Origin of the sequence: Nostoc sp. FACHB-133 (assembly GCF_014698055.1) — a bacterium.
Lineage (GTDB): Bacteria > Cyanobacteriota > Cyanobacteriia > Cyanobacteriales > Nostocaceae > Nostoc.
Genome location: NZ_JACJSH010000011.1, coordinates 43,070 through 69,584, shown reverse-complemented (window position 1 = coordinate 69,584; position 26,515 = coordinate 43,070). Strand labels below are relative to the sequence as shown.

General features: G+C 41.7%; 31 protein-coding genes. 13 read left to right on the top strand and 18 right to left on the bottom strand.

The window, feature by feature from the left end; genetic code table 11:
* Window positions 1-160: 160 nt before the first annotated feature.
* Together H6G86_RS11645 and H6G86_RS39500 are read left to right on the top strand one after the other, a co-directional pair.
* Window positions 161-580 (top strand): hypothetical protein, encoded by a 420-nt coding sequence (locus tag H6G86_RS11645; protein ID WP_190934440.1) that lies wholly within the window; start codon window positions 161-163, stop codon window positions 578-580.
* A 323-nt stretch (window positions 581-903) separates the two neighbouring features.
* Complete coding sequence (locus H6G86_RS39500; RefSeq protein WP_256874564.1) at window positions 904-1,038, top strand: hypothetical protein; 135 nt, start codon at window positions 904-906, stop codon at window positions 1,036-1,038.
* Window positions 1,039-1,139: 101 nt separating this feature from the next.
* Here the strand turns inward: H6G86_RS39500 and H6G86_RS11640 are convergent, their stop codons facing one another.
* From H6G86_RS11640 to H6G86_RS11630, 3 genes are all read right to left on the bottom strand, one after another.
* Window positions 1,140-1,706, bottom strand: a complete 567-nt coding sequence (locus H6G86_RS11640; RefSeq protein WP_190934439.1) for a hypothetical protein — start codon at window positions 1,704-1,706, stop codon at window positions 1,140-1,142.
* 127 nt (window positions 1,707-1,833) lie between these two features.
* Entirely contained in the window at window positions 1,834-3,114 is a 1,281-nt protein-coding gene (locus H6G86_RS11635; protein WP_190934438.1) for an LbetaH domain-containing protein, read from the bottom strand.
* A gap of 189 nt (window positions 3,115-3,303) precedes the next feature.
* Window positions 3,304-3,531: a hypothetical protein gene (locus H6G86_RS11630; RefSeq protein WP_190934437.1), complete on the bottom strand. Its 228-nt coding sequence runs from the start codon at window positions 3,529-3,531 to the stop codon at window positions 3,304-3,306.
* Window positions 3,532-4,130: 599 nt separating this feature from the next.
* Between H6G86_RS11630 and H6G86_RS11625 the strand changes: the two genes are divergently transcribed.
* Together H6G86_RS11625 and H6G86_RS11620 are read left to right on the top strand one after the other, a co-directional pair.
* Window positions 4,131-4,364, top strand: a complete 234-nt coding sequence (locus tag H6G86_RS11625) for an EF-hand domain-containing protein (RefSeq protein ID WP_114081552.1) — start codon at window positions 4,131-4,133, stop codon at window positions 4,362-4,364.
* Window positions 4,365-4,410: 46 nt separating this feature from the next.
* Entirely contained in the window at window positions 4,411-4,593 is a 183-nt protein-coding gene (locus tag H6G86_RS11620) for a hypothetical protein (protein ID WP_190934436.1), read from the top strand.
* A gap of 162 nt (window positions 4,594-4,755) precedes the next feature.
* Here H6G86_RS11620 and H6G86_RS11615 read toward each other — a convergent pair whose 3' ends face one another.
* Complete coding sequence (locus H6G86_RS11615; protein ID WP_114081553.1) at window positions 4,756-4,953, bottom strand: NblA/ycf18 family protein; 198 nt, start codon at window positions 4,951-4,953, stop codon at window positions 4,756-4,758.
* A gap of 227 nt (window positions 4,954-5,180) precedes the next feature.
* Window positions 5,181-5,459, bottom strand: a complete 279-nt coding sequence (locus H6G86_RS11610; RefSeq protein WP_190934435.1) for a hypothetical protein — start codon at window positions 5,457-5,459, stop codon at window positions 5,181-5,183.
* Between the two features lie 86 nt (window positions 5,460-5,545).
* On the opposite strand from H6G86_RS11610, the gene H6G86_RS11605 reads away from it, so the two are divergent.
* Window positions 5,546-6,052 carry a DUF1993 domain-containing protein gene (locus tag H6G86_RS11605; protein WP_190934434.1) on the top strand — a complete coding sequence of 169 codons (507 nt, stop codon included), beginning with the start codon at window positions 5,546-5,548 and terminating at the stop codon, window positions 6,050-6,052.
* 284 nt (window positions 6,053-6,336) lie between these two features.
* On the opposite strand, the gene H6G86_RS11600 is transcribed toward H6G86_RS11605, so the two are convergent.
* The 3 genes from H6G86_RS11600 to ilvD all read right to left on the bottom strand — a co-directional run bounded on the left by H6G86_RS11600 (window position 6,337) and on the right by ilvD (window position 8,959).
* The gene (locus H6G86_RS11600) at window positions 6,337-6,858 is read right to left on the bottom strand and encodes a Rossmann-fold NAD(P)-binding domain-containing protein (protein ID WP_242064779.1); all 522 of its coding nucleotides are present in this window, start codon (window positions 6,856-6,858) and stop codon (window positions 6,337-6,339) included.
* A 202-nt stretch (window positions 6,859-7,060) separates the two neighbouring features.
* Window positions 7,061-7,255 carry a VOC family protein gene (locus H6G86_RS11595; protein WP_369009468.1) on the bottom strand — a complete coding sequence of 65 codons (195 nt, stop codon included), beginning with the start codon at window positions 7,253-7,255 and terminating at the stop codon, window positions 7,061-7,063.
* A 15-nt stretch (window positions 7,256-7,270) separates the two neighbouring features.
* The gene (ilvD, locus tag H6G86_RS11590; RefSeq protein WP_190934433.1) at window positions 7,271-8,959 is read right to left on the bottom strand and encodes a dihydroxy-acid dehydratase; all 1,689 of its coding nucleotides are present in this window, start codon (window positions 8,957-8,959) and stop codon (window positions 7,271-7,273) included.
* Between the two features lie 105 nt (window positions 8,960-9,064).
* On the opposite strand from ilvD, the gene H6G86_RS11585 reads away from it, so the two are divergent.
* Window positions 9,065-9,982, top strand: coding sequence for a LysR family transcriptional regulator (locus H6G86_RS11585; protein WP_190934432.1), 918 nt, complete (start codon window positions 9,065-9,067; stop codon window positions 9,980-9,982).
* A gap of 108 nt (window positions 9,983-10,090) precedes the next feature.
* Here the strand turns inward: H6G86_RS11585 and H6G86_RS40155 are convergent, their stop codons facing one another.
* Together H6G86_RS40155 and H6G86_RS11580 are read right to left on the bottom strand one after the other, a co-directional pair.
* On the bottom strand, window positions 10,091-10,192 hold the full coding sequence (locus tag H6G86_RS40155) for an IS1/IS1595 family N-terminal zinc-binding domain-containing protein (protein ID WP_520449225.1): 102 nt from the start codon (window positions 10,190-10,192) through the stop codon (window positions 10,091-10,093).
* Between the two features lie 43 nt (window positions 10,193-10,235).
* Window positions 10,236-10,817: a hypothetical protein gene (locus H6G86_RS11580; protein WP_190934431.1), complete on the bottom strand. Its 582-nt coding sequence runs from the start codon at window positions 10,815-10,817 to the stop codon at window positions 10,236-10,238.
* Window positions 10,818-10,890: 73 nt separating this feature from the next.
* On the opposite strand from H6G86_RS11580, the gene H6G86_RS11575 reads away from it, so the two are divergent.
* Together H6G86_RS11575 and H6G86_RS11570 are read left to right on the top strand one after the other, a co-directional pair.
* Window positions 10,891-11,148, top strand: coding sequence for a helix-turn-helix domain-containing protein (locus H6G86_RS11575; RefSeq protein WP_190934430.1), 258 nt, complete (start codon window positions 10,891-10,893; stop codon window positions 11,146-11,148).
* Between the two features lie 291 nt (window positions 11,149-11,439).
* Window positions 11,440-12,003, top strand: coding sequence for an IS630 family transposase (locus tag H6G86_RS11570; protein WP_190934429.1), 564 nt, complete (start codon window positions 11,440-11,442; stop codon window positions 12,001-12,003).
* Window positions 12,004-12,009: 6 nt separating this feature from the next.
* On the opposite strand, the gene H6G86_RS11565 is transcribed toward H6G86_RS11570, so the two are convergent.
* Window positions 12,010-12,603 carry a hypothetical protein gene (locus H6G86_RS11565; protein ID WP_190934428.1) on the bottom strand — a complete coding sequence of 198 codons (594 nt, stop codon included), beginning with the start codon at window positions 12,601-12,603 and terminating at the stop codon, window positions 12,010-12,012.
* Between the two features lie 282 nt (window positions 12,604-12,885).
* Window positions 12,886-14,220 (bottom strand): two-partner secretion domain-containing protein, encoded by a 1,335-nt coding sequence (locus H6G86_RS38625; protein ID WP_190934535.1) that lies wholly within the window; start codon window positions 14,218-14,220, stop codon window positions 12,886-12,888.
* 257 nt (window positions 14,221-14,477) lie between these two features.
* On the opposite strand from H6G86_RS38625, the gene H6G86_RS11550 reads away from it, so the two are divergent.
* Window positions 14,478-14,816 carry a hypothetical protein gene (locus tag H6G86_RS11550; protein ID WP_520449223.1) on the top strand — a complete coding sequence of 113 codons (339 nt, stop codon included), beginning with the start codon at window positions 14,478-14,480 and terminating at the stop codon, window positions 14,814-14,816.
* A 27-nt stretch (window positions 14,817-14,843) separates the two neighbouring features.
* Here H6G86_RS11550 and H6G86_RS11545 read toward each other — a convergent pair whose 3' ends face one another.
* Genes H6G86_RS11545 through mnmG form a run of 3 tightly spaced genes read right to left on the bottom strand, consistent with a single transcriptional unit; the run spans window position 14,844 to window position 18,310 of the window.
* Window positions 14,844-16,157, bottom strand: coding sequence for a hypothetical protein (locus H6G86_RS11545; protein WP_190934427.1), 1,314 nt, complete (start codon window positions 16,155-16,157; stop codon window positions 14,844-14,846).
* Between the two features lie 60 nt (window positions 16,158-16,217).
* The gene (locus H6G86_RS39490; RefSeq protein WP_265578540.1) at window positions 16,218-16,340 is read right to left on the bottom strand and encodes a hypothetical protein; all 123 of its coding nucleotides are present in this window, start codon (window positions 16,338-16,340) and stop codon (window positions 16,218-16,220) included.
* Window positions 16,341-16,387: 47 nt separating this feature from the next.
* A complete protein-coding gene (gene mnmG / locus H6G86_RS11540) occupies window positions 16,388-18,310 on the bottom strand; it encodes a tRNA uridine-5-carboxymethylaminomethyl(34) synthesis enzyme MnmG (protein WP_190934534.1) in 1,923 nt (640 codons plus the stop codon).
* A 378-nt stretch (window positions 18,311-18,688) separates the two neighbouring features.
* On the opposite strand from mnmG, the gene H6G86_RS11535 reads away from it, so the two are divergent.
* The 4 genes from H6G86_RS11535 (at window position 18,689) to H6G86_RS11520 (ending at window position 22,872) form a co-directional block, all read left to right on the top strand.
* On the top strand, window positions 18,689-19,561 hold the full coding sequence (locus H6G86_RS11535; RefSeq protein WP_190934426.1) for a D-alanyl-D-alanine carboxypeptidase family protein: 873 nt from the start codon (window positions 18,689-18,691) through the stop codon (window positions 19,559-19,561).
* A gap of 103 nt (window positions 19,562-19,664) precedes the next feature.
* Window positions 19,665-19,847 carry a hypothetical protein gene (locus H6G86_RS11530; protein ID WP_190934425.1) on the top strand — a complete coding sequence of 61 codons (183 nt, stop codon included), beginning with the start codon at window positions 19,665-19,667 and terminating at the stop codon, window positions 19,845-19,847.
* Between the two features lie 311 nt (window positions 19,848-20,158).
* Complete coding sequence (locus tag H6G86_RS11525; RefSeq protein ID WP_190934424.1) at window positions 20,159-21,568, top strand: efflux RND transporter periplasmic adaptor subunit; 1,410 nt, start codon at window positions 20,159-20,161, stop codon at window positions 21,566-21,568.
* Between the two features lie 98 nt (window positions 21,569-21,666).
* Window positions 21,667-22,872 (top strand): ABC transporter permease, encoded by a 1,206-nt coding sequence (locus H6G86_RS11520; protein WP_190934423.1) that lies wholly within the window; start codon window positions 21,667-21,669, stop codon window positions 22,870-22,872.
* Between the two features lie 46 nt (window positions 22,873-22,918).
* Here H6G86_RS11520 and H6G86_RS11515 read toward each other — a convergent pair whose 3' ends face one another.
* The 3 genes from H6G86_RS11515 to H6G86_RS11505 all read right to left on the bottom strand — a co-directional run bounded on the left by H6G86_RS11515 (window position 22,919) and on the right by H6G86_RS11505 (window position 26,265).
* Window positions 22,919-23,650 carry a SagB/ThcOx family dehydrogenase gene (locus H6G86_RS11515; protein WP_190934422.1) on the bottom strand — a complete coding sequence of 244 codons (732 nt, stop codon included), beginning with the start codon at window positions 23,648-23,650 and terminating at the stop codon, window positions 22,919-22,921.
* A 180-nt stretch (window positions 23,651-23,830) separates the two neighbouring features.
* The gene (locus H6G86_RS11510) at window positions 23,831-25,141 is read right to left on the bottom strand and encodes a YcaO-like family protein (protein ID WP_190934421.1); all 1,311 of its coding nucleotides are present in this window, start codon (window positions 25,139-25,141) and stop codon (window positions 23,831-23,833) included.
* On the bottom strand, window positions 25,138-26,265 hold the full coding sequence (locus H6G86_RS11505) for a TOMM precursor leader peptide-binding protein (protein ID WP_190934420.1): 1,128 nt from the start codon (window positions 26,263-26,265) through the stop codon (window positions 25,138-25,140). The genes H6G86_RS11510 and H6G86_RS11505 overlap by 4 nt, the downstream gene beginning before the upstream one ends.
* Window positions 26,266-26,515 lie beyond the last annotated feature (250 nt).

Genomic DNA, 26,515 nt, shown 5'->3' with positions numbered 1-26,515 from the left:
AACAGGCTTTGGGCTAAAATTACGTTTTAGTGTGTGTAATTATCCAAATATCCTTATTTTAGATAACATTGCTATTGTCTAAAAATTAGATATATGAGGATTAGCGATCGCACTGAAATTTGATTGTTCACCAATCGTAAGATTTTTAGAGGGTACTACCATGCAATATCTGCTAAAACGCGCATTCCTACCTGGCTTGATGGCTGCTACTTTAGCTGGTACTAGCTTAATCCCGATTCAAACTGCTTCTGCTGATGACCGAGTTATTAATAATGCAGCCATTGGAGCCGGTGCAGGTGTATTAAGTGGAGTTGTAACAAATTGTGGTTCCGTATTAGACAATGCTTTTAAAGGTGCTGCTGCTGGTGCTGCTGTTAATGCTGCCAATGGTGCAAGAAGCAACAGAGCCAGAAGAAGAAACGGACGTTTACCTGTTCAAGATATCGCTGTAGGTGCTGGTGCTGGTGTATTGGCAGGTGCAATTTCTGGTGGTTGTAGAACTACCTGGAAAAATGGTGTCAATGGTGCTGCTGCTGGTGCTGCGGTTAATTTATTAGATAGAAGACCCAGAAGAAGATAAGAAGATCAGCAACAACCAGAAGATTAACGAGAGTTCGTTTCCTCCATGTCCTGTTCTCCCTATGGGGGAAATTGGTCAGAGGACTGTTGTTGTATTTCACCCGCAATTCATATCACATCTCACCCGGAGGGGAGTGTGATATGAATTGCGGTTTCAGCTAAATATTCAAGCGACCCTGGAGTAAACATTAGATACGTTTGCCCTACTACGGCTAGAGAGATCGCTGCTACTGTTTTTGATTCTTTCTGATAGGCGCAGAAACTGACCCCGTTTTTAATTGGAGTAGGCGCTGAGTCAGGTCGGATTGAGTCAGCAAATGTAATATGGCTGGAGTACAACAAGGACAAAACAATGGTTCAAGGGGAAGCATGACTATTACTGTCTCAGATTTGTATATTGAGTTAGGCATTCATGGTGTATGTACTAACGACACCAGTATATGTGACGAACTAATTTAAGGGACTCTTATCAATCTTCTCGTTTTTCATGATGAGTTTAACGATTAGAAAAACTCACTCCCGGTGCGATCGTTAGTAACACAACCACTATCACAGGTGTTTTAGGTACCATTCAATTCAGAAGTAGTAGTTGCACCGACTGCCATTACTTGAGACCATTCACTGACGCGGTTGTTATCTAAGACGGCTCGCACTCGATAACCAAGCTGAATTTTATGCATTAGCAAGATCAAATCACGGTTGAGTAATCCTTGTGATTTTTCGTTTTCATTAGATGCAGCTTGTATACGAAAGCAGCGATCGCTTTGTCGTTTCAACTTGGGAGACTTGCCTTCCATCAGCACCGTTTGCAGTTCGTATGCTTCAGCTTCAGGATATGCTTCCCAGCAAAGTTGCCAGTAAGTCGACCAGCGAATTAACTGGGCTGGTAATTCCTCGACTTCATCCGACAATGTAGACACAAGTCGGGTGACTGAAGGTTGTACGACTTGAGGCTGACTGGAGGTGATATCAGCAGTTACAGGGTTTATAAATCCTAGTTGCCCAACCTTCTGTGCAGCTATAGATGAACCATCATCAACAATTACTATCAGCCCGAATATCAAAGTTAACAGCAGCACCAATCGTAGGCATTGTAATTGCACTAACGACAAGATTTTCAGATTCATAATTATGCAAAAGTTAATTGCTTAGGCACAAGCCAAGAAAAAAGATACCAGCCGTCATAAAAGAGAGCCATGCTACACAATGAGCAGCTAAGAACACGGCTGGTATAGGACTGAAAGCGGTCTCCCTTTACCACTCGACAGGTAGAATGATGCTGCCGTTGTCGGCATAGATTGTTCGAGAACGGATCTCTGTTCTGGGAGCTACTGTAGAATTGAAGACTGCGCTTCTTTGCCCAAGTGCTGAGTCGTTGCCGATGCTGGCGCGGAAGATAACGGAGTTTGGCCCTAGCCCGACGTTATTACCTACGCTAGTCTCAGGGCCATTAGCAACGCCATTGACAACCTGCCTACCGCCATGAACCAAAGCGCGAGGCCCATAACCAATTCCATTACCAAGAGTCAAACTAGTTGTTTCTAAAGCGTGAAAGACAACATCGTTTGCCATCCCAGCAATTGACCCAACATTAAAAGGTTCACCTTCATCAGCACGCAGCGAAATTCTATTACCTATTTTGTTGTTGAGGTTGTCAAAAGAATCTTGCAGAACAATATTACCGATGATGCGGTTACGGAAGTTTGGATCACTAGTCAGAATTCCACCTATCTTCGGCCGACCTCCAGAGTTAAAAGAGGTGGCAGGAGCATAATTTATCCCTTGTACGCTTGTCAAGTCTGCTCTGGCTAAGTCTGTATAACCTTTGGCAAAGGCTTCATTGACTTCAATAATGCCTTCCATTAATGCAACGTCGGCTTGGGTCAGGTTTGCCACTTTCCCCAAACTGCCGCTAGTAGCTTCAAAGTTATTTGTGACGTTTTTACCCGGTAGCACAACTTTCCCAGCAGGTAAGGTAACACCAGGGCCAACCCGCGAGAGAAAGTTAACTACAGTGTTTTTTTCTATAGTTGCACCATCTATTTCGCAGTTGAAGCTGAGAAATGTCTCTGGAATATCGTTGTTGAACTGAGCATTGGTAATCGGGTTGGTAAAAGGCCCTGTTGAACCTTGAATACCAACTTTGGCTGCACCTTTGATAGTGGTCATGTGTGCCATAATGACTCGTGACCCAATCTGCACTCCCGTCCCCGAAGCTGTAATTTTCACTTGGTCTTGGACATTAGAATCTTCTGCAATGCTAATGGGAGCAGTAGTAGCGTCTAACTCGGCAAATGGTGCAACAAAGACTTTTTCGCCCAAGCTAATATTTGTTGGATTTCTAATTGTTGCAGTTGGGTCAATGAAACTAGCTGACTCTGAAGGTGCTGTGCTTGGACATACAGGTAGGTTATTCACCGTTGGATTACAAACCCCACCAGCAGCAACTGCGGGTTGTTTATGTATTTGTGTACCAATGACAAACGCTAGGATAATTGCAACTAAGGCGCTAAAAATTGGGCGAGGTTTGAACATGGAAAGAAAACTCCTCACGTTTTTGGAATATTTGGCTATGGGATAATCTGCGCTCTTCAAGCAAGAGATATAGTCAAGCAATTGCCTACAGTTGGCGAAACGCGATCGCAACCGCAGGAATTACTAAAAAATTACATTGCAAAATTCTTTATTTAGGCTCTTTCTCTGTTTGAGTATGAGAAATGCGGGTTAACCACCCCAATAACCTGCCAATTTGAAGACTACTTGCAAGATAGATGATAATAAGGAGTTCAAAAGTGGAACTGTAACTATCGTTGTTGCCCCAGCAACCGCCTCATTGTAGACACTTTGCCAAGCTTCTGGCCCGCTAGTAGATTGTCCATGAACTTGTGTACTAACGGCTAACGTTAAGCCAAGCGCAGCTAAACCAACTAGTATTGTGCGACGTTTCAACATTATTTCTTGATACCTAATAGTTCGCCAAATTTATTGGGTAAGGTAAAGCGAAAAGGTACAGGACATACTTAAACTTTTCGGTTTACCTAACCTAATAACTTTCAAATTTAATTTAATCAAGTACAAATTGCTACATCCAGCAATTAACAGTTCATTGTAGCCTTATTTGCTGTTTAACACTAGAGTTTTAGATATTGAAAAAATTTATGGAAATAATAAAAATAGTAATTAAATTGATAATGGAAAACTGTGTTTACAGGATAGTTTTTTAATTTAAAAAGTCATCTACCTTAAGGAATAAAATTAGATTAATTTTTGCTAGTAAATGGCACTTCCTCCACTGTCTTAAGTCAAGTGACTTCCGTGCTGTTCAACGAGTTTCTTGTGAATCATCTGTTAATTGCCGTGTTTGGGAGACATTAAATCTTTTGTTACTCAACGGTCGATACGGTGTAACCCCTGTAACCCACAGCGTACACCCGATCTAAGCCCCAGGGGTAGCCGTTTCTACGTCTAAAGATACAAGTTTATTTAATTTTGAGAGATTAATCAGAGATTAATGAGATATTAAGTTGAAAAACTAATTCAGATAGAAACTTATGACAACCGAGCAAGAGCTTCAATCTCTTTTTAATACCTTAGATAGCGATCAAGACGGCAAAGTATCCATTAATGATCTTTTTTTAAGTCCTGGCTTAAGTGCAATCGTCTCATCCGAAACAAATACCACTAGTCCCCAGGAATTACTAGTAAATTATGATTCAGACGAAGACGGTAGTATTACTTTTGAAGAGTTAAAGGAAGCAGTTGAGAAAGCAAATAATTTAACCTAGCAACCTAATTCCTAACACCTAATACCCAAAAATCCTGAAGCTGAAATTGCAGCAAGGTTTGCACAGTGCTGGTCAGTTTTACCAACAGCTAGTCTCCACAATAGGCTCGGCTGTTGGCATTGCTGATTTTGAGCCTTACTGGAACGCATACCTGGGGCAGTGGCAGATTTGGGTTAACTTTAGGAGCGGGTGTACGTCTATGGTGTGCAATTGGTTGGTGGTGGTGTAGGTAACAGTAGTACACTATTCCATCAAAACTGTTACTGTGAGTCAGTTATTGTACAGTTTCCTCTTTTGGAAGCAAATAATCTCTATTGCCTTGCCCTTGAAAAAGACAATTGTGTGTTCGTTATCTTCTGAGTCGCTTAAAGTAACGGGAGCAAGGTTTGTTTTAGCCCAAGATTGAACCTGAATCAACTTCCCACTGATGTTTGAGCAATTCTTGGTAAGTCTTTTCCCTTATCATCATCTGCTGATACAGCATCAGCAAAAACTCTTGAGCTTGTTCACGGGACATCTGCTGCACTTGATCAGAGAAAGTTCTAAGGCTAAATTCTTGTTCTAAAGATAATTCAATGGGTTGATTCATCGCTTTTATTACCTACTCTTTTATTTGAGTTTGCTTATGTAAGCAAATATTGCTTTATATAAATAAATATTACGATGGCTTTACAAAAATTAGAGGGGTGTAAACCGTACCGACGTAGGTTAAAAATGCCGTATCTGCTGCTGAAAACCTTGATATCACTCCATTGTGGCAACTCAAGTAAAAATCTAAGTTCTAAAGTTTCTTACTTTTAGGTTTTTAAAGCATTTTTAGCCTCTGCTTGCGGCTGGCGATCGCCTACGGCGGGCGAAACAGCACCATCGCTGTTGGAGAAGATGGGCAATACTTTGGGCAAAAGTGGTGAGCGTCGCGGCGTGATGCTGGAGTTTGAGAATGTGAATATGACAAATTTGCTCAACTGGTGACAGATGCGCCACATTGGAATGAATGGATGGCGTGAGAAAGGGGCGATGAAAGATCGTCCAGAGTTGTATGAGTTCGTTCAAAACATTCAGTATCTTTGGATCTGTGACTAAATTTGGTTCCATATTCTTTGACACAACATCACAGTCAATACCCCCTAATATTAGATGGGCGGCTCAAAGTCGTTTGAACTTTTTCTGGAGAAATTTCAATGACCATTTCAATGTACCAAGCTTTAATACCCGTGTCTATTCGCACACTGAATAACCTTACAAACATTCTTGAAAAAGGTGCTGCTTATGCTGAAACTAAAAAAATAGATCCTTCTGTGTTGATTAATAGTCGTCTATCCCCAGATATGTTTCCATTATCAAAACAAGTGCAAATTGCCTCTGACATAGTAAATAGAGGTGCCGCACGGTTAGCTCTTATAGAACCACCTAAATTCGAGGACAATGAAACTACATTTCCTCAACTTATTGACCGCATTCAAAAAACTATCTCTCATTTAAATACGTTTAAACCTGAACAAATTAACGGTTCAGAAGAAAGAGAAATTACCCTACAAATGCGTGACAATACTCTCTCTTTTGAAGGAATGCCATATCTGTTCTATTTTGTTTTACCAAATCTTTATTTTCATGTCACAACAGCATATAACATTCTCAGACACTGCGGTGTCGAACTTGGCAAACAGGACTTCCTTGGTCAGCCTTAATTAGAACAATATCTAACGTAATTTTTTCGAGAATGTCCGATCTTGCTTGGGTTAGTAAAAAATAGATTTCTTGACTTCTTGGCATTGTGGGGAAAAGTTTTTTCTTCTTCAACATTTCCCTTCTCTCTTTCTCGATAATTACACTGGCTTGAATCTTGCCGATTAATTAGTAAAATCTAATACTATAGGACTAAGAGCTTGCCCCAGACTCCCCATACCAACAATTCCCAGTGTTCGGTTTGCTAATCCCACGCCGTATAGATCAATACGGTTCAGTTAAGGCTTTACTCTTTGTCAAAGTGAATTTTTTTAACGAACCGCAAAGGACGCAAAGGACACGAAGGAAGAGAAGAAATAGAAGAAAAAATGCTTAACTGAACTGTATTGCCGTATAGATGGGGCCGCCAACCTGCAAACGTGCCTTGACGAATTAAGCGATCGCCTGGCAACATCTGACGGGCTAACCCGATGATCAGTCCAATGGTCAACTCAGCTGTTGGCACAGCCAATAAGCTAGGGACGATGGTGAACCAAACACCTTGACGAGTGCAGGCATCAACATCAAAGTTATCGTAGCCTTTCAATGCTCCGGCGATAATCTTCAATTTTGGACAAGCTTTCAGAAACGCCTCATCGATTTGATCTGGCATAAAAACCATCAAGGCTTCAGCGTCCTGCGCCAACTGGAGAATTTCTTCACGCGGTAAAGTCTCTCTAGTTGGATTTGCAACTACCTCACAATACTCACTTAAGTTTGTAATAATTTCTGGATGAACCCAGTGGGTAATTACAACTTTAGGTTTCATCAGCAACCCCCTAGTCACCGTAAGGCGGAATTAAAAATTAAAAATTAAAAACGTTTTTTACTCACTGTATCAAAGCCAATGTGTTGACAATTAAGGCTTGATTGAACTAAGGAGTCTCTTAATTCTGTTGTGATTTGAACAAGAAAGGGAGAGGTTGTCCACTTTCTTGTTCAAGTCATACTTACCTAGTTGGGATGCCAAGTTAGACTTCTTCTTTGCTGTCAAACAAGACTTTAATTCGTTCTTCGATCTCTTCGGATGAAACATCCTCTTGATGAGTCGCAATCCACCAATAATTTCCGTTTGGGTCTTTCACAGCCGCATGGCGATCGCCCCAAAATTCATCATTTGGCTGCATCATTGAGGTAGCACCCGCTTTGAGAGCATTGTCATAAATTACCCGAATCTATTATCATTTGAACAAATCTAAATCTGTGACTGCACCGATACTGCTAGAAGATACTAATTTGGCATATTTCGCCAACACGCCCTTGGTGTAACGTGGTGCAGGAGGTTGCCAATTAGCACGACGACGGGCTAATTCTGATTCAGATATATTCAACTGCAATAAACGAGCCGGTGCATCAATAGTAATACTATCGCCTTCTTCTACAAGCGCGATCGCACCACCAACTGCTGCTTCTGGTGCAACATGACCAACCACCATACCGTAAGTACCGCCAGAAAAGCGCCCGTCGGTAATTAATCCTACCGCATCACCCAAACCAGCCCCGATAATTGCCGAAGTGGGAGCCAACATTTCTCGCATTCCAGGGCCACCCTTGGGACCTTCGTAGCGGATAACCAAAATATCACCAGCTTGAATTTTACCCGCCAAAATTGCATCTAAAGAGGCTTCTTCTGATTCAAATACCCGTGCAGGCCCGGTAATTACTGGTTTTTTCACCCCGGTAATTTTAGCGACAGCCCCTTCCGTTGCCAGATTACCTCTGAGGATGGCTAAGTGTCCTTGAGCATACATTGGGTTATTCCAAGTCCGAATCACATCTTGATTGGCAGATGGTTGTTCGGGGATGTCTGCTAATATCTCTGCAATGGTTTGACCGCTAATGGTGAGGCAATCACCATGTAATAAGCCATGCACAAGTAACATCTTCATAACTTGGGGAATGCCACCAGCTTTGTGCAAATCTGTAGCGACATATTTACCACTGGGTTTTAAATCACACAAAACGGGAACACGGGCGCGGATTGTCTCAAAGTCATCCAAGGTTAACTCTACATTCGCAGCACGAGCGATCGCTAAAAAATGCAATACGGCATTGGTCGAACCACCGACTGCCATAATCACAGAGATGGCATTCTCTATAGATTTGCGGGTGATAATTTGCCGGGGCAAGATTTGCTTCTTGATGGCTTCGACTAACACATGAGCTGATTTTTCGGTGCTGTCAGCTTTTTCGGCATCTTCGGCTGCCATTGTCGAAGAATAGGGCAAACTCATTCCCATCGCTTCAAATGCTGAAGACATGGTATTGGCTGTGAACATTCCTCCGCAGGAACCGGCACCAGGACAAGCGCGACTTTCGACTTCTAATAATTCCTTGTCGTCAATTTTTCCGGCGCTATATTGACCAACTGCTTCAAAAGAACTGACAACGGTTAAATCGCGTCCGTTGTAGTGACCGGGTTTAATTGTGCCACCGTAAACGAATATTGCAGGGATATTCATCCGAGCGATCGCTAACATTGCCCCTGGCATATTTTTATCACAACCACCAATGGCTAGTACACCATCCATACTTTGTCCGGTACAGGCGGTTTCAATGGAATCGGCGATGACTTCCCGCGATACGAGGGAATATTTCATCCCTTCGGTTCCCATCGAAATCCCATCGCTAATGGTAATCGTGCCGAACATTTGCGGCATCGCTCCGGCGGTTTTAATCCCAATTTCTGCCCTTTGCGCCAGTTGATTGATTCCCATATTGCAGGGGGTGATGGTGCTGTAACCGTTGGCTATACCGACAATGGCTTTGTTGAAATCTTCATCTTTAAAACCAACTGCACGCAGCATGGCTCGATTTGGCGATCGCTGCACTCCTTGCGTTACAACTTGGCTTTTCAAATTATCCGACATAGTTACATCATCCTCTGACTTGCATGTATGAGTATGATAGGTAGCATTTTTTGGGATGTCCAATATATATTTATGAGTATTTAAGACTTATAAAATATCAAAACTATGGAACTGCGACACCTGCGCTACTTCATTGCTGTAGCTGAGGAACTGCACTTTACTAGAGCAGCAGAGCGACTTCACATCGCTCAACCTCCCTTAAGCCAGCAAATTCAGCAGCTAGAAGCATCCCTTGGGGTAGAACTTTTTCAACGCAAAACTAAACGCCAGGTGCAGCTAACGGAAGCCGGACAAGTATTTTTGCAAGAAGCTTATCAGTTGTTCGCTCAACTGGAAAAAGCAATTGATCTGACTCAACGGACAGGTAGGGGTAAGAAAGGACAACTACGAGTGGGTTTCACCAGCTTGGTAACTTACGATTTGCTGCCTGTGATTTTGCGATGGTTTCGAGAACAGTTTTTAGAGGTAGAGTTAGTATTGCAAGAATTAACGACAACTCAGCAAGAACAAGCGCTATTCAATCGCCGCATCCATGTAGGTTTTGCCCATCCACCTTTAGAAGACAACACTCTCAATCAAGAATGTATTCAGCAAGAAGGACTAATCTTAGCTTTGCTAGAAACTCATTTCTTAGCCAGACAAGAAAATATTTCAGTGCGATCGCTCTTGAACGAAAATTTTATTATGTTCCCCCGCCATTTGGGCCCCGGACTTTACGATCAAATCCTGAGTCTTTGCCAGCAAGGAAATTTCAGCCCAAAAGTGACTCAGGAAGCAATCCAAATGCAGACAATCATCGGGCTAGTGTCAGCGGGAATGGGGATTGCGATCGTACCGTCTTCTTTGCAAAATCTTCAAAGGGCTGGTGTAGTTTATCGCACTTTAGAAGAAAAAACACCATTAGTAGAAACGGCTGTAGTGTGGCGACAAGAGAATATGACACCTGTTTTACGGGAGTTTCTACAAATTGTCAGAAGTGTCTGTGGTGAATTAATCAGTGAAAAAGGCGATCACCTTCATTAGATTGCTTTGATGTAACAAAGCTGTGGTGAAGATTGGTAATTACGGTTTTTCCAGATAGAAGATTGCACAAAAATCTCAGGGTAAGCGCATATAAATTTGTATCATAAGCTACAGATAATTTTGCATAATTTTAACACATATGTAGTTTTGTTTACCACGTTGCCGCCCATTCTTACGAATATGGGTTGATTCACACTTTGGACATTTCATAGTGATCGCCCTAATTCATATTTCTATTCTGCAACGCCAAAATTCAACTTGCAGGGAACTGTGCTAGGAGGTCTTTGCCGTCAATAATGGTACTAGTGAAGGTGAAACTACGGTTAGCTTGGTAGCGTGGGTCTGACTTAACGATAGCCATGAACTCGCGATGTCCCTGTTTTGTTCTACCTACTTGACAGCCAGCGCTCCATCTTCCTACGTCGGACTTAGGATTATCACCTCCCCAATGTTGATTAATGCCAAAATGACCTGAGTCAATGGAGTCACCTGCATCGCGCGTGCCTGACCGATTTGCATCACGATGGACAGTGACCGAACCACCAGTTTGCACAAGAGCTTCATGGGGAGAAGCCTGTCCGTGAGTTCCTACCTGCCATGCGGTGTATTGCCCGAAGGCGATAATCGCCGCACCTTTGGAGTTCAAGGGATTGTACGTATAGTACTTACCAGGGTTTGTTGTGGCTTCCCAACAGCCAATCATTTTAGACTTGCCGTCTTTAAACTCAATCACGATACGGAGGTCGTTCCAGACATTGAGGGCGTTGTTATTGAGCGTTCCGTCCGGATTCATGCCTTCGATGTAGATAATATAGCGGTTCTCAGTTGGGTGCAATATATAGCGGTTCCTGCTTGAGTGAAATACAGTATGGGAGAATGGAGTATATTAACGTCCAAGTACTTAGGGAATGAAACCTTACTCTTGTGATCTCCGCCAAAAAGTGATCAATGCATATAACAATCAAGAAGGCTCTCAACGACAATTGGCAATAAGATTTAGTGTCAGCTTGAGTTTCGTTCAAAGTTTACTGAGACGATATCGTAGCAGTGGGACAGTTGAGCCAAAGCCTCATGGTGGAGGTCAAATATCAAAGCTCAATAATGAGCATCTGGCATTTGTAGGGTTATTAGTTGAGTCAAATAATGATGCAATACTTGTCGGTTAAAGGGGAAAGGGGAAGGGGAAAAGGGAAATAAAAAACCTTTAACCCTTACCCTTTAACCTTTTCCCCAAACCAAATTCTGAGTTGAAAATGCAAAACCCGAGTAGTATTGAATAATGATTCTACTTTGGTGGAATTGTGCGTTAGCGAAGCTTACCGAAGGTATCGCTTAGAACAACAGACTCAAGTAAAGATAAGCCGTTCCTCAATGGGCAGAATCACCCAAAAGCTGAATCTGACACGCAAAAAAAAACATTACACGCGAGTGAAAAGTATACAGAACGGGTGTAAAAATTGAGGGCAGAGTATTGGACAATCATCGGAGAAGTAAACTTAGCAGACTTAGTATTTATCGATGAAGCTGGAGTAAATATTGCTATGACCAGACGCTTCGCTCGTTCGCCTCAAGGCAGTCGTGCTTATGGTCATTGTCCTGACGGCCGGGGAAAAAATGTGACGATGATTGGAGCGATGTCAACTGAAGGCATTATTGCTGCGATGACTTTTACTGGTGGTACTAATGCATCGGCGTTTGAAACCTATGTTACTCAAGTTTTAGTTCCTAGCCTTTGGCCAGGTGCAACTGTTGTTATGGATAACTTCAGTTCTCATAAAGTTACAGGTATCCGCGAAGCCATTGAATCTGTGGGAGCAAAATTGGTTTATTTGTCTCCCTACTCTCCAGATTTTTCACCAATTGAAAACTGCTGGTCAAAAGTGAAAGAATTTTTACGTTCGCAAGCGGCTCGAACCTATCAAGAGCTAGATGAGGCCATTACAAATGCCTTAGAAGCTGTGACTAAAAAGGACATTATTGGATGGTTCACCCACTGCTGTTACTATATTGCACCCAACTGAGAACCGCTATATAAGGGATAGTTTGTCGCTAGCATTGATTGTGATATTTCCTGCAATTTTTGAACTATTACCATCAGTATTTATTTCAGATTTATTATCAATAACAAAGCTTTTAGGCGTATATTTATCGCCAACGAATATGCTTCCAAAATTTCCCTTACTAGATATATTACTGGCATTTATAAGGGATATTTGGTTACTAGCATCAATGCTGATATTTCCTGCTTTTTTTAAACCATTATCATCAGTATTTATTTCTGAATTATCAATAATAACGCTCTTAGGGTTATCTATATCATTAAGACTAATCAATACTAATTTAAAAGTTTCCCGTAATATTTTATCATTAATACCAATCAATAGTAATCCATTATTTCCCTGACTCAATATTTTGCTGCCGTTAAGAAGGGATATTTTGTCACTAGCATTAATCATGATACCTCCTGCCTCATCTGAACCATTACTATTTGTATTTATTTCCGATTTATCAATAATAATGTTTTGAGGCATATATATCTTATTAGGATCAACATCAATTTTTGTTTCTACATAATCCTCATTATCATCATTAGTCGATATTTTGAGATTAATACCAATCAATAGTAATCCATTATTACCCTGACTAGATATTTTGCTGCCGTTGAGAAGAGATATTTTGTCACTAGCATTAATTATGATATATCCTGCATAGCCGACAGCATTCTTGTTAGTGGTATTTAATTGAGAATCATTTAAATCAAATGAACCTTTCGTAGAATTAATGGTGATGTTATTATTATATTTTTCGATATCATTATTACTAATGGCTTCTATACTGCTATTAAAAACAGATATATCTCCTAACGCTTGAATCGTGATACTTCCAGCAGTTCCGTTGGGAGCTTAAGATTTAATATCCGCCTTTATATCAATTCCTGCTTCCTTACTATTCAGGTCAATATTACCACCATTGCCATTAACGCTATCATTTACATTAGATAACAGCGGATTCTGAATCAAGATATTCTGATTTGCTAGCAGCCTAATATTACCAGCTTTGAGATTAGGTAGTACAAATTCATTAATACTAGTATCAATTTTCCCCTTAGTTGTAATATCATCCCGCGAATCAATAGTGACATCACCATAAGTAATGATTTCTCCTGTTGTAATATTACCCAGCAATTTATTGGGATGATACTGATTAGTTATAAGTATCTGTCCACTGTTATATTCAGAGCCTGAAGTATTATCAATACTACCTTTAATGGTAATATTTGCATTTGTTGGTTCATTGGTTGTATTAGGATTTTGCCCATTGAATCCAATCGGCAGATTGGGTGTAAATCCTGGAGTTCCAATATCATTGGAATTTATCCCTGCTCTGATATCGAGTTTTGGTGTAGCGCTACCATCAATATTTATATTTTTTCCATCCGACAGCGTGATGGTTTCTTTAATAGAATTGCTTGTGCTGTCTACATCATTGATTGTAACGTCACCCGAAATATTGACACTCCCACCCGCCAGAATGTGCAAAGATGCCCCTTCGTAACTATCAAAACTCACATCTCCAGTAGCGCGAATTACTAGATCATAAGGACTAAACAGATTACCTAAATTGCCATTCAACTGTTCAATTCTAAAATTACCCCCAGCCCAGTAATGTGCATCGCCGCCAATGGTGTTTTCAGACTGCAACACCATATTGCCACCAGAGAAAAAACCACTATTGGGGTTATTTAAAGCAAAAATATCTACTTTCTGATTACCCTGCGTCAGCAAATTCCCACCCGCAGCCGCAATGAAGGGATTACTTGCACTATCTCTTACTTTTAAAGTATCCTGTGCCTGTAAGATTAAATCACCACCAGCCTGGAGTGTTCCCTGTAAATCTAGATTTCCTGCACTCAGCGTCAAATCCTTTCCTGTTACCAAATTTCCTTGATTAGTAATACTTGCCGTTTGCTTTAAACCATATTGCACACCCACAGGTACACTCATTGTTAACAGTAGCGGCGCTTGAGGATTAGTAGCACTAAATTCACTACTATCAGAAAACTGAAAACTGTTAGCTGTGGTAGCCAGGAATGAACCTTGAATATCTAGCTGGGCATTTGGCCCAAAAATAATGCCATTGGGATTGAGCAAAAATAGATTAGCTGCACCATTTACGCCCAAAGTACCCAAAATATTAGAGGCGTTACCGCCAGTAACTCGACTAAAAATATTAGCAATGCCCGTAGGGTTGGCACTGACATTTCTTACGTAAGATACTTAAATTATTGCAACTTCTACTTTGAATAAATGGTAAATTTTTTAGGCTAAATTTAAATCCCAAGCAAGCAGTAGTAGCAGTTACGGTATCTGAAACCGCAGAGTTAGGGAAGGCGCTAGAGCAATTAGGGCTAAGTAATTCTCGTCCCGTTTTAGTGATTGTAGAGGGCACTAGTCAGATTAGCGAATTTGACTTTTTGCGTATCCAAAGCCTATTTGTGAAAATCTTAGCCCCAATTGCCGAAAGCTTGGGGGCTTATGTAGTAACCCAAGTTGCTAGTTACTCTGATGGGCGATCGCTTTGGGACAATGAAACTGGCATGATGTGCGATATTTACTTACCCCAAAAAAATGGGAATTTTGGTGGTATTGTTTGGTCAAGTTCTAACTACAATCGAGATGCTGCACGAGCTATTCTCAAGTCGATTACTAATCAAAAGCTGGTACGGGCAGTCTTTTTCAACGATCAACAGCTAATTAAAGAGAGACTTTGTGTGTCTCTAAATGGTCACGACAATCATATTCATTTTGAAATTAACCCACCAGTCAGGAGCTAATTGTTGATGAGTTAGATGCCTTGGATTTTACAACTTCTGCCCTGTGTAAATGGATCGCACTTCACCATTGCGGCGGATGACAGCTTCGCCATTACTAACCTCTACCAGTGTCCAACCGCTTTGGCCAATGCTTTCACCCATATTGATGCGGCGAGTCACGCCGTCAATTTTAAACAAAGCGGCAGATTTGTTACCTAACTCTAGCAATCCTTCGAGAGTATTACTCGGGGCAACTGCGATCGCAGTTGCCGGATATACTTGTTCCTGGGTAATAGTTGGTTCTGACTCTGGCGCAAGTGCTGCACGTAATGGAACCACTGGTAATGCAGGTAGAGGCTTGGGTGTTTGCCGCACGGTAATCGGTGCAGTTCGTCCAGCTACAGGTTTAAGTTCTGCTCGTACAGCCGCCGCTAACATATTGACAGTTACAGGCTTGGCAGCTTGTCGCACCGTATTTAGGGCACTTTTCACCACATTAGGTTGAGATGCCTGCAATGCATTGGCAACTTGTGGTAGAAGTGCGGGACTACCAGGAATTGCTGGCAGCGCATAGCGCATTGGCGACGGTGCTTGATAAACGGGAACATAGATCCGCTCAACAACACTTCCAGAACGGTTAGGGGCTGGTGGTGTATTATTTGCCAGAAGTGGAAATGGTGGTAAATTCCCACTTGTTTGCCCGTTACCAAGGGCTATTTGATTAGTATTTGTCTGACTGGAGAATCCCGAACTGAAAGATTTTTGATTGCTTTTTAATTCTTGCTTGTCTATAACTGCCAGCGCTCCCAGCATATAATCAACCAAATCTGCCTCAATTTCTGTTTTTCCAGGCAATTGTGACTGCGTTTGCGGTGCTAGAAGAGCTTGCTGGGTTAAGTTGGGATTTAAAAGATATACGACTCCAGACTGCACTAGATAGAGAATACCAGCGATCGCCACGCCTAAAGTTGTTCCGACAATCAGCAGTTTGCCCAAAGTCCGGCTGCTTTTTTGACGCTTTCTAATAACTGGTTTAATGGTGGCGTTATCAAAGACAACGGTACTCAAGTGCTTGTTATTATTTTGAGTAACTGACTGTCCGTTTGGTAAGATAATCTGCGGTATCGTAACTGTTTGCAGAGGCACGTATTCTGGAGGCGAGTGGCGTTGAGCTTTGTTCTGCCTACCATGCCTAACGGTTTGAGAAGGCAGATTATCACTAACATCCAGAATGTAGTCGATATCGGCAAAGAGTTCATCCATGAGACCATCAGCATAGTTTTCTATCGACCAAGGCTCGTTGGCGATTAAGTCTTCTGATGGTTCTGGTACTATGAGACGGGTACTGGCTTCTTGTAACATAGACGTTCTGGGTTATTGCTAGGACGAGGAAACGCCGCGCCTACTGCCTGGGAGTTAGGATTACAGATGAGATATCCAATCCGCCGTCTTATTGAGACGAGTTGGTTGAGCGTTGGTATTAAAATCAACTTTAATCTGGGGATTGTTGATGATAGCAGTACTAATAGTTATGTCATCTATCATACCAATCTCCCTCCCTACTACTATACTCAGTCTTTATCAAGTTTGTGTTAAGCTAACGCTGGAAAGCCATGCTGGCTCTTGGTTTTACGCAATTCTAAATATAATAATAAAGCGTTAATATCGGCTGGGTTTACACCACCGATACGTGCAGCTTGACCAAGAGTGAGTGGTTTTACGTGAGTCAGCTTTTCCCGCGCCTCTTTGGAAAGGGTATCAATTGTTGTATAATCCAAGTCCGCAGGTAATTGGCGGTGGGCTTGACGGGCAATTTGGTCAATCTGATTTTGTTGCCTAGCAAGATAGCCATAATACTTGATATCAATTTCTGCGCCTTCTTTCTCGGCGCGGTTGAGGTTGGGGTTTCCTAGTCCGAACCTGTCGAGGTCAACGTAATGGAATCCCGGACGGCGCAGTAAGTCGTTGAGGGTAATTGAACCTTTGATTGCTTGTTGGGTATCAGATGCGATCGCTATTCCCATTTCATCATGTTCTTTGACTCGTGTAGCTTGCAATCTTTGTTTTTCTGTGATAATGTTCGCTTGTTTTTGGGTAAATAGATCCCATCTGCGATCGTCAATTAAACCAATTTCTCGTCCCAAGGTTGTCAAACGTTGGTCGGCATTGTCAGAACGCAATAATAAGCGGTACTCTGACCTACTGGTAAGCATCCGGTAAGGTTCCCGTAAATCCTTGGTACACAGGTCATCAACTAGCGTTCCAATGTAACTTTGCTCACGGGCAAATACAATCATTTCTTGAGAACTAACAAATCGAGCGGCGTTAATTCCTGCTACCAGCCCTTGGGCTGCGGCTTCTTCATAACCTGTCGTGCCGTTAATCTGCCCAGCACAAAATAGTCCAGCAACCTTTTTGGTCATCAGTGTGGGGTAACATTGAGTTGCAGGTAAATAGTCATATTCCACAGCATAAGCCGGACGCAGCATCACACATTTTTCTAAACCGGGGAGAGTCCGCAACATTTGCAACTGCAAATTTTCGGGCAACCCTGTAGAAAATCCTTGGATATAAAGTTCGGGTATATCTCGTCCTTCTGGTTCAATAAAAATTTGATGGCTTTCCTTATCAGCAAAGCGCACAATTTTATCTTCAATACTGGGACAATAACGCGGCCCTTTAGCTTCTACCCAACCGCCATAAACTGGCGACAGGTGCAAATTATCTTGAATTAGACGATGGGTTTCGGTGGTGGTGCGGGTAATGTAGCAGGGTATCTGTTCCCGTTCGACCCATGCCTCTGGGTCGAAGCTAAACCAGCGCACATTCTCATCTCCTGGCTGGATTAGCATTTTACTATAATCCACCGATCGCTTGTCTACCCGTGCTGGGGTTCCAGTTTTGAGTCTTCCGGTTTCAAATCCCAGGCGATTTAAGGTTTGTGTCAATCCCTCAGCCGCAAATTCCCCAGCGCGTCCGGCTGGCATTGATTTGTTGCCAACCCAGATTTTGCCCCCCAGGAAAGTGCCAGTTGTCAAGATGACAGCTTTACATTGGAACCCTACACCAAAATAAGTTTCTACGCCGATGACTTCATCATTAGCACCCAGCACCAAATCTGTCACCATACTTTCGCGGATTGTCAAGTTTTCTTGGTTCTCGACAATATTCTTCATCACTGCTGCATATTCGCGCTTGTCCGTCTGGGCGCGTAATGCCCAAACGGCAGGCCCCCGTGAAGAGTTGAGGATACGTTTTTGCAGGTAGGTGCGGTCTGCTACTTTACCTATTTCCCCACCGAGTGCATCTACCTCATGAGTCAACTGAGATTTGGCCGGGCCACCCACTGCTGGATTACAGGGTTGCCAAGCGATTCTATCCAAGTTGAGCGTCAATAACAGGGTACGACAACCGAGGCGTGCAGAGGCCAGAGCCGCTTCGCAACCGGAGTGACCTGCACCGACGACTATGACATCAAAAGCGTCTTGGAATTGAACGGAATTGTGCATGGTCATACTTACAGGATCGGCAAGCTTAGAGTTCTTTTCAATTTTAGCTGTTCCAGTGGTTTCATGGATGTAACTTTCTAATAAAAAAGTTATCAAATTTACTAGTACCCAATCAGAGACAAGTTTCTATTTTTAAACTTGAGTATTCAATAAAAAATATTATATTTTTTAAAATTTGTGACAACATTCCGGTTTGTTTGTCACAACTATTGTTCACATAGCTAGTAATTAGCACGAATTGTTTTCTTGCTGATATATTAAATACTTTTCTTAAATCTATGAAAATATAGTTTGGCTCTAATAAATTGTTCTAATTTATCAACAATAGATATTTAAACAAGGCTGTTGCATTTACCTTTGAATCAACTAATTAATTATTTAAAAATGAAACTCACCATCAAAAAGCATAAAGATATTACTAGATTTATTAGAAAGGCAAGTTTCATCAGTATAGTTATCGGAATGATTTTTGTTTTAGTAGCTAGTAATGAGATTACCCACCACCAATTTACTAGAACTTCCCAACCATTAAATGTATGCTCTCCAACTGTTTCATCACCTTGTATAGAGACCTCTAAAGAGATAACACCAAAACCATTTATTCCCAACCCAGAATTAAATAGTAAACAGCGTTTTTTATCTGCGATTAGCCAGAAATTACCTACAATTCCCCAGACTGGTACTTATGAATATACTTTGCTGCGAGCTTATGGTGCAGTTTTTGTAAATCAAGATTTCGGAATTAAACTGCCGCCAAAAGATATCTTTGCTAATGAACAAGAAACCCAAGAATTTCAAGCTACTTTAACAATGGGTCATGTTGATGGCACAAACGATTGTTATTTACAAAAATCGGCGGCTGACGCTCTAAATAAAGCGCGGTTTCAACAACATATACCACTAAAATCTGGTTATGGCTCTGGTGATTGTACTCGCACTTTCAACACGAATTTAAGATTTTGGCAAAAATATGCTAACAATCAAATTTTGGCAAAAGTTCAACAGGGCAAAGAAACAAAAATTCTTGGTTTAGTTGCACCTCCCGGAACTTCACAACATCTTTGGGGATTAGCCATTGATTTGCGGGTAGGTAGTAAAGAACAAAGAAAAGCTCTTAATCAAAATGGTTGGTTTCAAACTGTAGAAAATGATGTTCCACATTGGACTTATGTGGGTTTAACTGAAGATAATTTACCTTTATTTGGTTTTAACAAACAAGTTATTAGAGGCATTACTTATTGGATTACACCACTTTAATTGTTAGATAGCATGAAAACTTGGGAATACTAACCTACAAGATTTATTATTAGGAATTTAGCTATGCCCAATGAAGCTGCTAACCAGGAGCAAAACTTCCTAATTGATTTATTATTTATTAAGAGCAACTTATAAAAATCAGGAAGTATATACAATTCTGCAACATAACTTAAGTAAACTCAACGATGATTTAGCTTTAATGTTGCGAAAATGGGTAAGCGATCGCTTTGCGAAAGAACCTGCCATTGCTATTAATTTAGCTAGAGCCATGTTTACCAAAAAGTAACTATTGCACCAATATGTAAATCTTTGCAGACAGATGTACTGCAATAGGTAGATTTTTGGATAACCGAAAGTTGGAATTTCAGCTTATTAAAATACAACCAGAGAATAATTTAAATAAGAAATAGATTGTTTATAAGTAATAGCAGAGATTTAATAATTTTTTAGACAAATTTAAGGCAAAATTATGTCAGACAAAATTGCCAATAAGGCTGAAGTGCTGACAGAAATATATACTGAAAAACAGCAAGTTCTAAGTGAGTGGGGTTGCTATGGTAGCTGGGGCTATCTATTGCGCCATTAAAAACATTAATTTTGGTTTCTAGTAAATTTTTTATTATTGATACTTTATTTATACAAGACTTATCAGGAGTTAATTTTAGTGACTACATCAAACTGTATAATCGGATGAAGAAATTTAGTCCTTGGATTTTCGGTATCTTGTTAGCCAGCACCTTGGGAAGTATGGCGACAGTTTACTGGAAAACTCAAGAAACTTCCTCCCAGCCAGATTTAACTAGTCAAACTATCTTAGTGCAAACTAAAGATTGGGTAGTGCAGATTCAAGCTAATGGCGTGGTGCAAGCATTACAAAAAATCAATCTTAGCCCAGAAGATTCTGGACGCATTGCTAAATTGTATGTGAATGAAGGTGATCGCGTCCAAAAAGGACAAATTATTGCCCTTATGGATAGTGAAAGATTACAAGCACAGGTAAATCAGTATCAAGCATCACTAAATAAAGCTGTGGCTGATTTGAAACAAAAAGTTGCTGGCACTCGACAAGAAGACATTGCTGAATCTAAAGCTAGAGTTGCTTCCGCAGAAGCATTTGTAGCTGCATCTCAAACTCGATTGAATCGAGCAATCGTAGAGATGCAACGCAATCAAGTGTTGGTGCAAGAGGGTGCTATTTCCCGCAATGCCTTTGAAGAGTTTGTCACTAAAGCACAAGAAGCTAGAGCTAACTTAGAAGCAGAACTAGCACGGCTCAAAGAACAACGTGAAAGTTTGAAGAAAGCCAAAAATGGATTACGTCCCGAGGAAATTGCCCAAGCTGAAGCCGAGGTAGCACAGGCTAAAGCTCAGTTAGTTTTTTATCGAAGTCAGTTGAATAATGCTATCATCCGTGCCCCATTTGCGGGAATTATTACCCGTCGCTTTGCCCAAGAAGGGGATTTTGTTACACCTACCACATCAGCTTCTAATACTGAAGGTGCAACCTCGACCTCAATTGCTGAACTCTCTAGTGGCTTAGAAATTGAAGCCAGAATTCCTGAAGCTAGCATTGCCAAAATCAATCGCGGTCAGTTTGTAGATATTCAAACAGACACCTATCCTAATGAAACCTTCAAAGGAAAAGTAAGTCTAATTGCACCAAGAGCAGTGCAGGAAAACAATATCACTTTTTTTCGAGTTAAGGTAGTTTTATCGAATGGGCAAGACAAGTTGAAATCAGGAATGAATGTACGCCTGACATTCCACAGTCAGACTATTAAGAATGCTCTAGTAATTCCTCTGGCGGCTGTAACAACTCAGCCCAATGGTCAAACCGGGGTATATGTTATTGATAGTCAAAATGCTGCCAGTTTCCAACCAGTGAAAGTAAGTGCTACTAGTGGTGATCAAGTGCAAGTTTTGGCAGGACTTCAGAAAGGCGATCGCGTGTTAATGTCTCCCCCCAGTACAGAAAAAATTGAAGGTGTAGATAAAATTGGATTTTAGAATAGCCGAATCTTCAATTGGTACTGATATTTTTCGATCATTCAACAATATTTCCCTAGTTGTAATTATCGACTCAGAACTACGAATTACGAATTATTATGAATTTACTAGAAAGTACACAAATGGCAGTCAAAACATTGGCTGCGAATAAGCTCCGTAGCATGTTGACCATGCTTGGTATTATCATTGGCAATGCCTCTGTGATTACAATGATCGCTATTGGGCAAGGGGCGCAAAAATTTACGCAAGAAAAGTTGGAGTCTCTGGGGCCAAATCAACTATCAGTGTTCGCTGGTGGCGATAATCTAGAGGGGTTAAGCTCTGATGTGCCTTCACTGTTCTTGGCAGATGCTCAAGCGATCGCAACTATGGCTCCCGCCGTCCGAGAAGTTGCCCCGCAAATTAGCAGCAACTTGCAATTATCGCGTCAGGGACGCATCAGTAAAGTTAATGTTACAGGTACAACGCCAGGAATTCTTTATGTCCGCAATCTCCAGGTACATCAAGGCCGTTTTTTTGACCCTATCGAGCTAAATCAAAATTCTCAGGTGGTGATTTTAGGGCCAGTAGTTGCGCGGAAACTTTTTGGTAATGAAAATCCCATCGGTCAGTTACTACAGATGAATAACTTGAGTTTTCAAGTTATTGGGATTATGCAAGCTAAAGGTGCATTTATGGGGAATAACCCTGATGATATAGCTTACGTGCCAATTAGTACTATGGCAGATCAGCTAGTCGGTAGGCGATCGCCTAATGGTATTCCCATCGACTACTTAGAACTGTCAGCAAAAAATCAAGATAGCATTCGCGCAGCGGCATTTCAAACAATTAATATTCTGACACGCAGACGGGGCAGAAAAGATTTCACAGTTGCCGCCAATAAGTCAGTCCAAGACTTGATCAATCAAGTGACGATAAATTTAAGTTTAGTCTTGGCGGCGATCGCTGGTATATCTTTATTCGTTGGTGGAATTGGCATCATGAACATTATGCTAGTGTCTGTCACCGAACGTACCCAAGAAATTGGACTACGCAAAGCAATAGGCGCAACAGAAAAAGCAATTCTTACCCAATTCTTAATTGAGGCGATTATCCTGTCCGTAGCAGGCGGTTTAGTCGGAACTGGTATTGGCGTTAGTGGCGCACTTATAGTTGCTATGTTCTCCCCCTTACAACCATCAGTACCAATAGGAGCCATATTTCTCACAGCTAGCATTTCTGGTAGCATTGGTCTAATCTTTGGTGTAGCGCCAGCTAGAAAAGCAGCACGACTCGATCCTATAGCTGCATTAAGAGGTATTTAAGTCAACGAAGAGGCAAGGGGAAGGGGGTAGGGAACTTGGCGCACCACTACTTCTTCGCAGTACCGACGGCAACACAATAAAGTGCCGCATGGCGTTTCCCATCAATACCCAACATGGCGTTCAGACTCATATCATAGAATCCACCTATGCACAGACTATCCAGCCCCAATTGCACAGCCATTAGACATATATTTTCAGCTTGATGACCAGTTTCCAAAAGTGCAAAACGGTAGCCACGCGCACCGTATTTGCACATTGAGCGCATAAAAACAGATGTGAACAGAAACAGAGCATTGGCATTTACAATGTAATCCTGCTGCAATAAAGATTCTACAAAGTCTGTTGGCACTGCATCATTCACCCGATGTAAGCCATGACCGCGTGGTTCGTAGTGATATAGTCCATCTGCTAAACCTTCTACCGCTTGTGTCGATACAAAAATCTCAATCGGATAAAGTCCTCCCGCAGACGGTGAGTTTCGGGCTTCATAGGTATAACCATCTGTTTGACGCAGCCCATTGAGACCGCATCCTGCATCAAGCAACTGAGCTAATGTAATCATTGGCATGATCGACTTATCAAACGATCGCACAGAAGACCGTCGCTCTAACAGCTTACTCAGCAGGTTATCGTGTGGTGCTTTTGGAAGTTCTAGAAAAGGAGCCTCCGGCATATACCGCAGTTCAGTAGCTGGAACACGTTTGACAGAACTTTTAGGTACTGGGGAGTTCAAATGATACAACAGAGCTAACTCCAGTGGCTCATTGGCTGTGTACATTACGCTAATTTCCTCGTTTTAAGCCAATTTAAAAAATGGGAGTTGCTGATCATGGGATGATTTAGCCAAATTTGGAAGGATTTATCAATGCTTTTACCTGCCAATTCATCCCGCATTTATGCAACGCCAAAAAATGATTGCGACAAGAAAGTAATTCCTAATCCAAAATCTAAAATCGTATTAAGCCATAGGATGTGGACACGGATTTAGATCATCTGCGGTACGTCGCTCACCGTAACCTAACCTTTCTGGTACCTTGAACAACCGCCGAGTTCCCAATGGCTCTAGTCCATAGCCAAAATATATTGGGACTAGTTCACTGGCTAAAGTCCGCACTACTCGAAAACCGAGCGACTCAATATCAGGGGTTGTAATTTCCACTAAATAAGGTTCAACACCCACTGAATGCAACCTGGCAATGACCGATTGCAATTTTTCTACCTCTACTGAAGATGCATAAGTTGGTAAATCTTCAACCGTTAGGTATTGGTCATGCTCCAACAAAAATGCCAACTCGCGTAGCCGAGCCGTTTTGTAGAAAAAAGCGCTGTGATCGTCTAAATTCTGCACATCTTCATATTTATTGAGATTAATCCCAGTGCCGCTAGCCATGCGTTCTATATCACCAAAACGGGCTTGGCAAACTTCAAAAATTGCCTTACGAAGCGCAGTTGATCCATCGAGATGGCATCCTAGACCAGTTGCAACAGCTGGACTTTTACCTGAACGGTCAATTAACATTGCCATCACAACTGGGATTTGAATATCAGTAATCAAATAGAACGTAACTAGCTCAATGCCAAATCGGGCGTAGTGGCTTAAAATTTCCGTCTCAATTCCTGGACGGTGAGCGAAATAAATGCGTGGGGCCGGTAGGCGGTTTAACCATGTAATTATAAAAGCATCGCGCTCAATCAACTCGCACAAGCCACTGTAAGCAGCAAACTCAAGAGTTGGGCCACTAGCCATACCATTAGAAGTGACCGGTAAAATATAATCTCCTGGTAGATTGCTATCCCAGTCGAAATAAACCATAAATGCTGGAACTAAAACCTGTAGGTTGCTTGCTAGAGAAAGAGCAGGTATCCACGAAGTCTGCGTTGCCGGATCGAAAGGTGAATATGGAAAATTGGGGTCAGAGTATTGTTTGTCAGAAAAAGAGAAAAAAGTTGGAGGATGGACGGCGCAATGACTTAATTCTGCGTAGCTACTGACAATCAGTTGCCGATAATCTATAATACCACCACAGTAGCGCTCTACTGCTTCGCCAACTGCACCAAAAATTGCTTGTTCATCAGTCATGCCCCTACCTACGCCGTAGCGTAAATCATCCTGCTGTTTGCGAAGCTGGAAATTTGCTAATTCGGCTTGCCACAAAACTGGTAGATCAAACTCTGTATAAGGCTTGGTAAATCTATCAATGGCTCGGATGATTCCCGTATGCGGGCTAACTAAATCGCGCCAGCGTGGACTAGCGATCGCTGCATTCACTTTGTTTTCTCCTGTCCTGAGCAATGTGGACAACCAGGTTTCTTCAGCACAACGTTGTGAGTCAGCTTTGTGCTGAGCAAGTCTAGATGCAGTAATTTACCGTCAGTGGCGATTGGCAAACCGAGCAACATCTTCACTGTTTCAAGAGCCAGATAACTACCAACCAACATCTGCGCGATCGGTAAGTTTTCTCGCAAACGCGGTTGAGAACGCCGTTCTCGGTCGAGAAACTGCTCAATAGCGAATTCCGCCTCTGGAAGCTTGGCACAGGCAATAGACCGCATCCGATAGCAAAGATAGCAAGGGCCATCCTGAGAAAAGACTAGTGGCCCAAAAGTTCCTTCAACACCAACTGCGCCACCTGGTAGCAATGGGCGCTGCATCTTCAGGCATAGTCTGTTCAGGCGATAAGCGAGATTGACAGATACGGCATCGGTGGCGACAATCACCAGATCAACGTCCTCAAGCAAAGCATTTACTGTTTCGTCGTTAGTTAAAGGATCTGTCACAGTTTCAGTTTGGGTTACTTTTGCGATCGCCTCGATTTGTCGAGCTGCTTCCACACCTCGAAAAGCACCTATTTGATTAAAGACTGAGCCTGACATCATCGGGAAATCAGACGGAAATGTGCAGACATCATCACATAGGCGGAGAAAACCGATACCAGCACTAGCCAAATTAATTGCAGCTATCAACCCTGAACCTCCGAGTCCAAAAACAGCAATCCTCGCGTTCGCTAAGTGCTTCTGGGCATCTTTTTGCTTAAAGCCTAGCTCATGATAGAGGCTGATTTGAGGAAGTAAATATGCATGACTATCTAAATCAACTGGATCTTCCAGCAACTCATCTACTAAGCGATTGTCAATCAAAAACTCTAAACATTGATTTAGTGAAGAATCTGTCAACTTTTCGCAAATTGCTGCCCGGATTTCTCCTATTGTTCGGGAACCATCTAATAAAGGTAAAACAATTTTTTCTACATCATGCAGTGCTTGACCCTTCACTGTCAGGGTTCGCCGCCTCGTATTGAATATCATAGTTTCTTCGCCATTGCAATCTGACCGCATAATGTGAACGACAACGTGTTCTAGTAGACGCAGGCGTTGAGCATCATTTAATTTCATAGGCTTTGTTTTATTATCCCAAGCTCCATCCAAGAAATAGAAAAATCTGAAAACTCGGTTGTATCTAAAAATATTTAGGAATTACGCACAGCTAATCAAAAATGAACCACAGAGGACGCAGAGGTCACAGAGGAATGAGAGTTTGAGAGGATTTTTGCGTAAGTCCTGATATTGAGAAAATGAAAAAACCCTGCTTTTGCAACTATAAAAGTGATGAATGTAAAAAAACTGAATGTAAAAAAACAGCTTA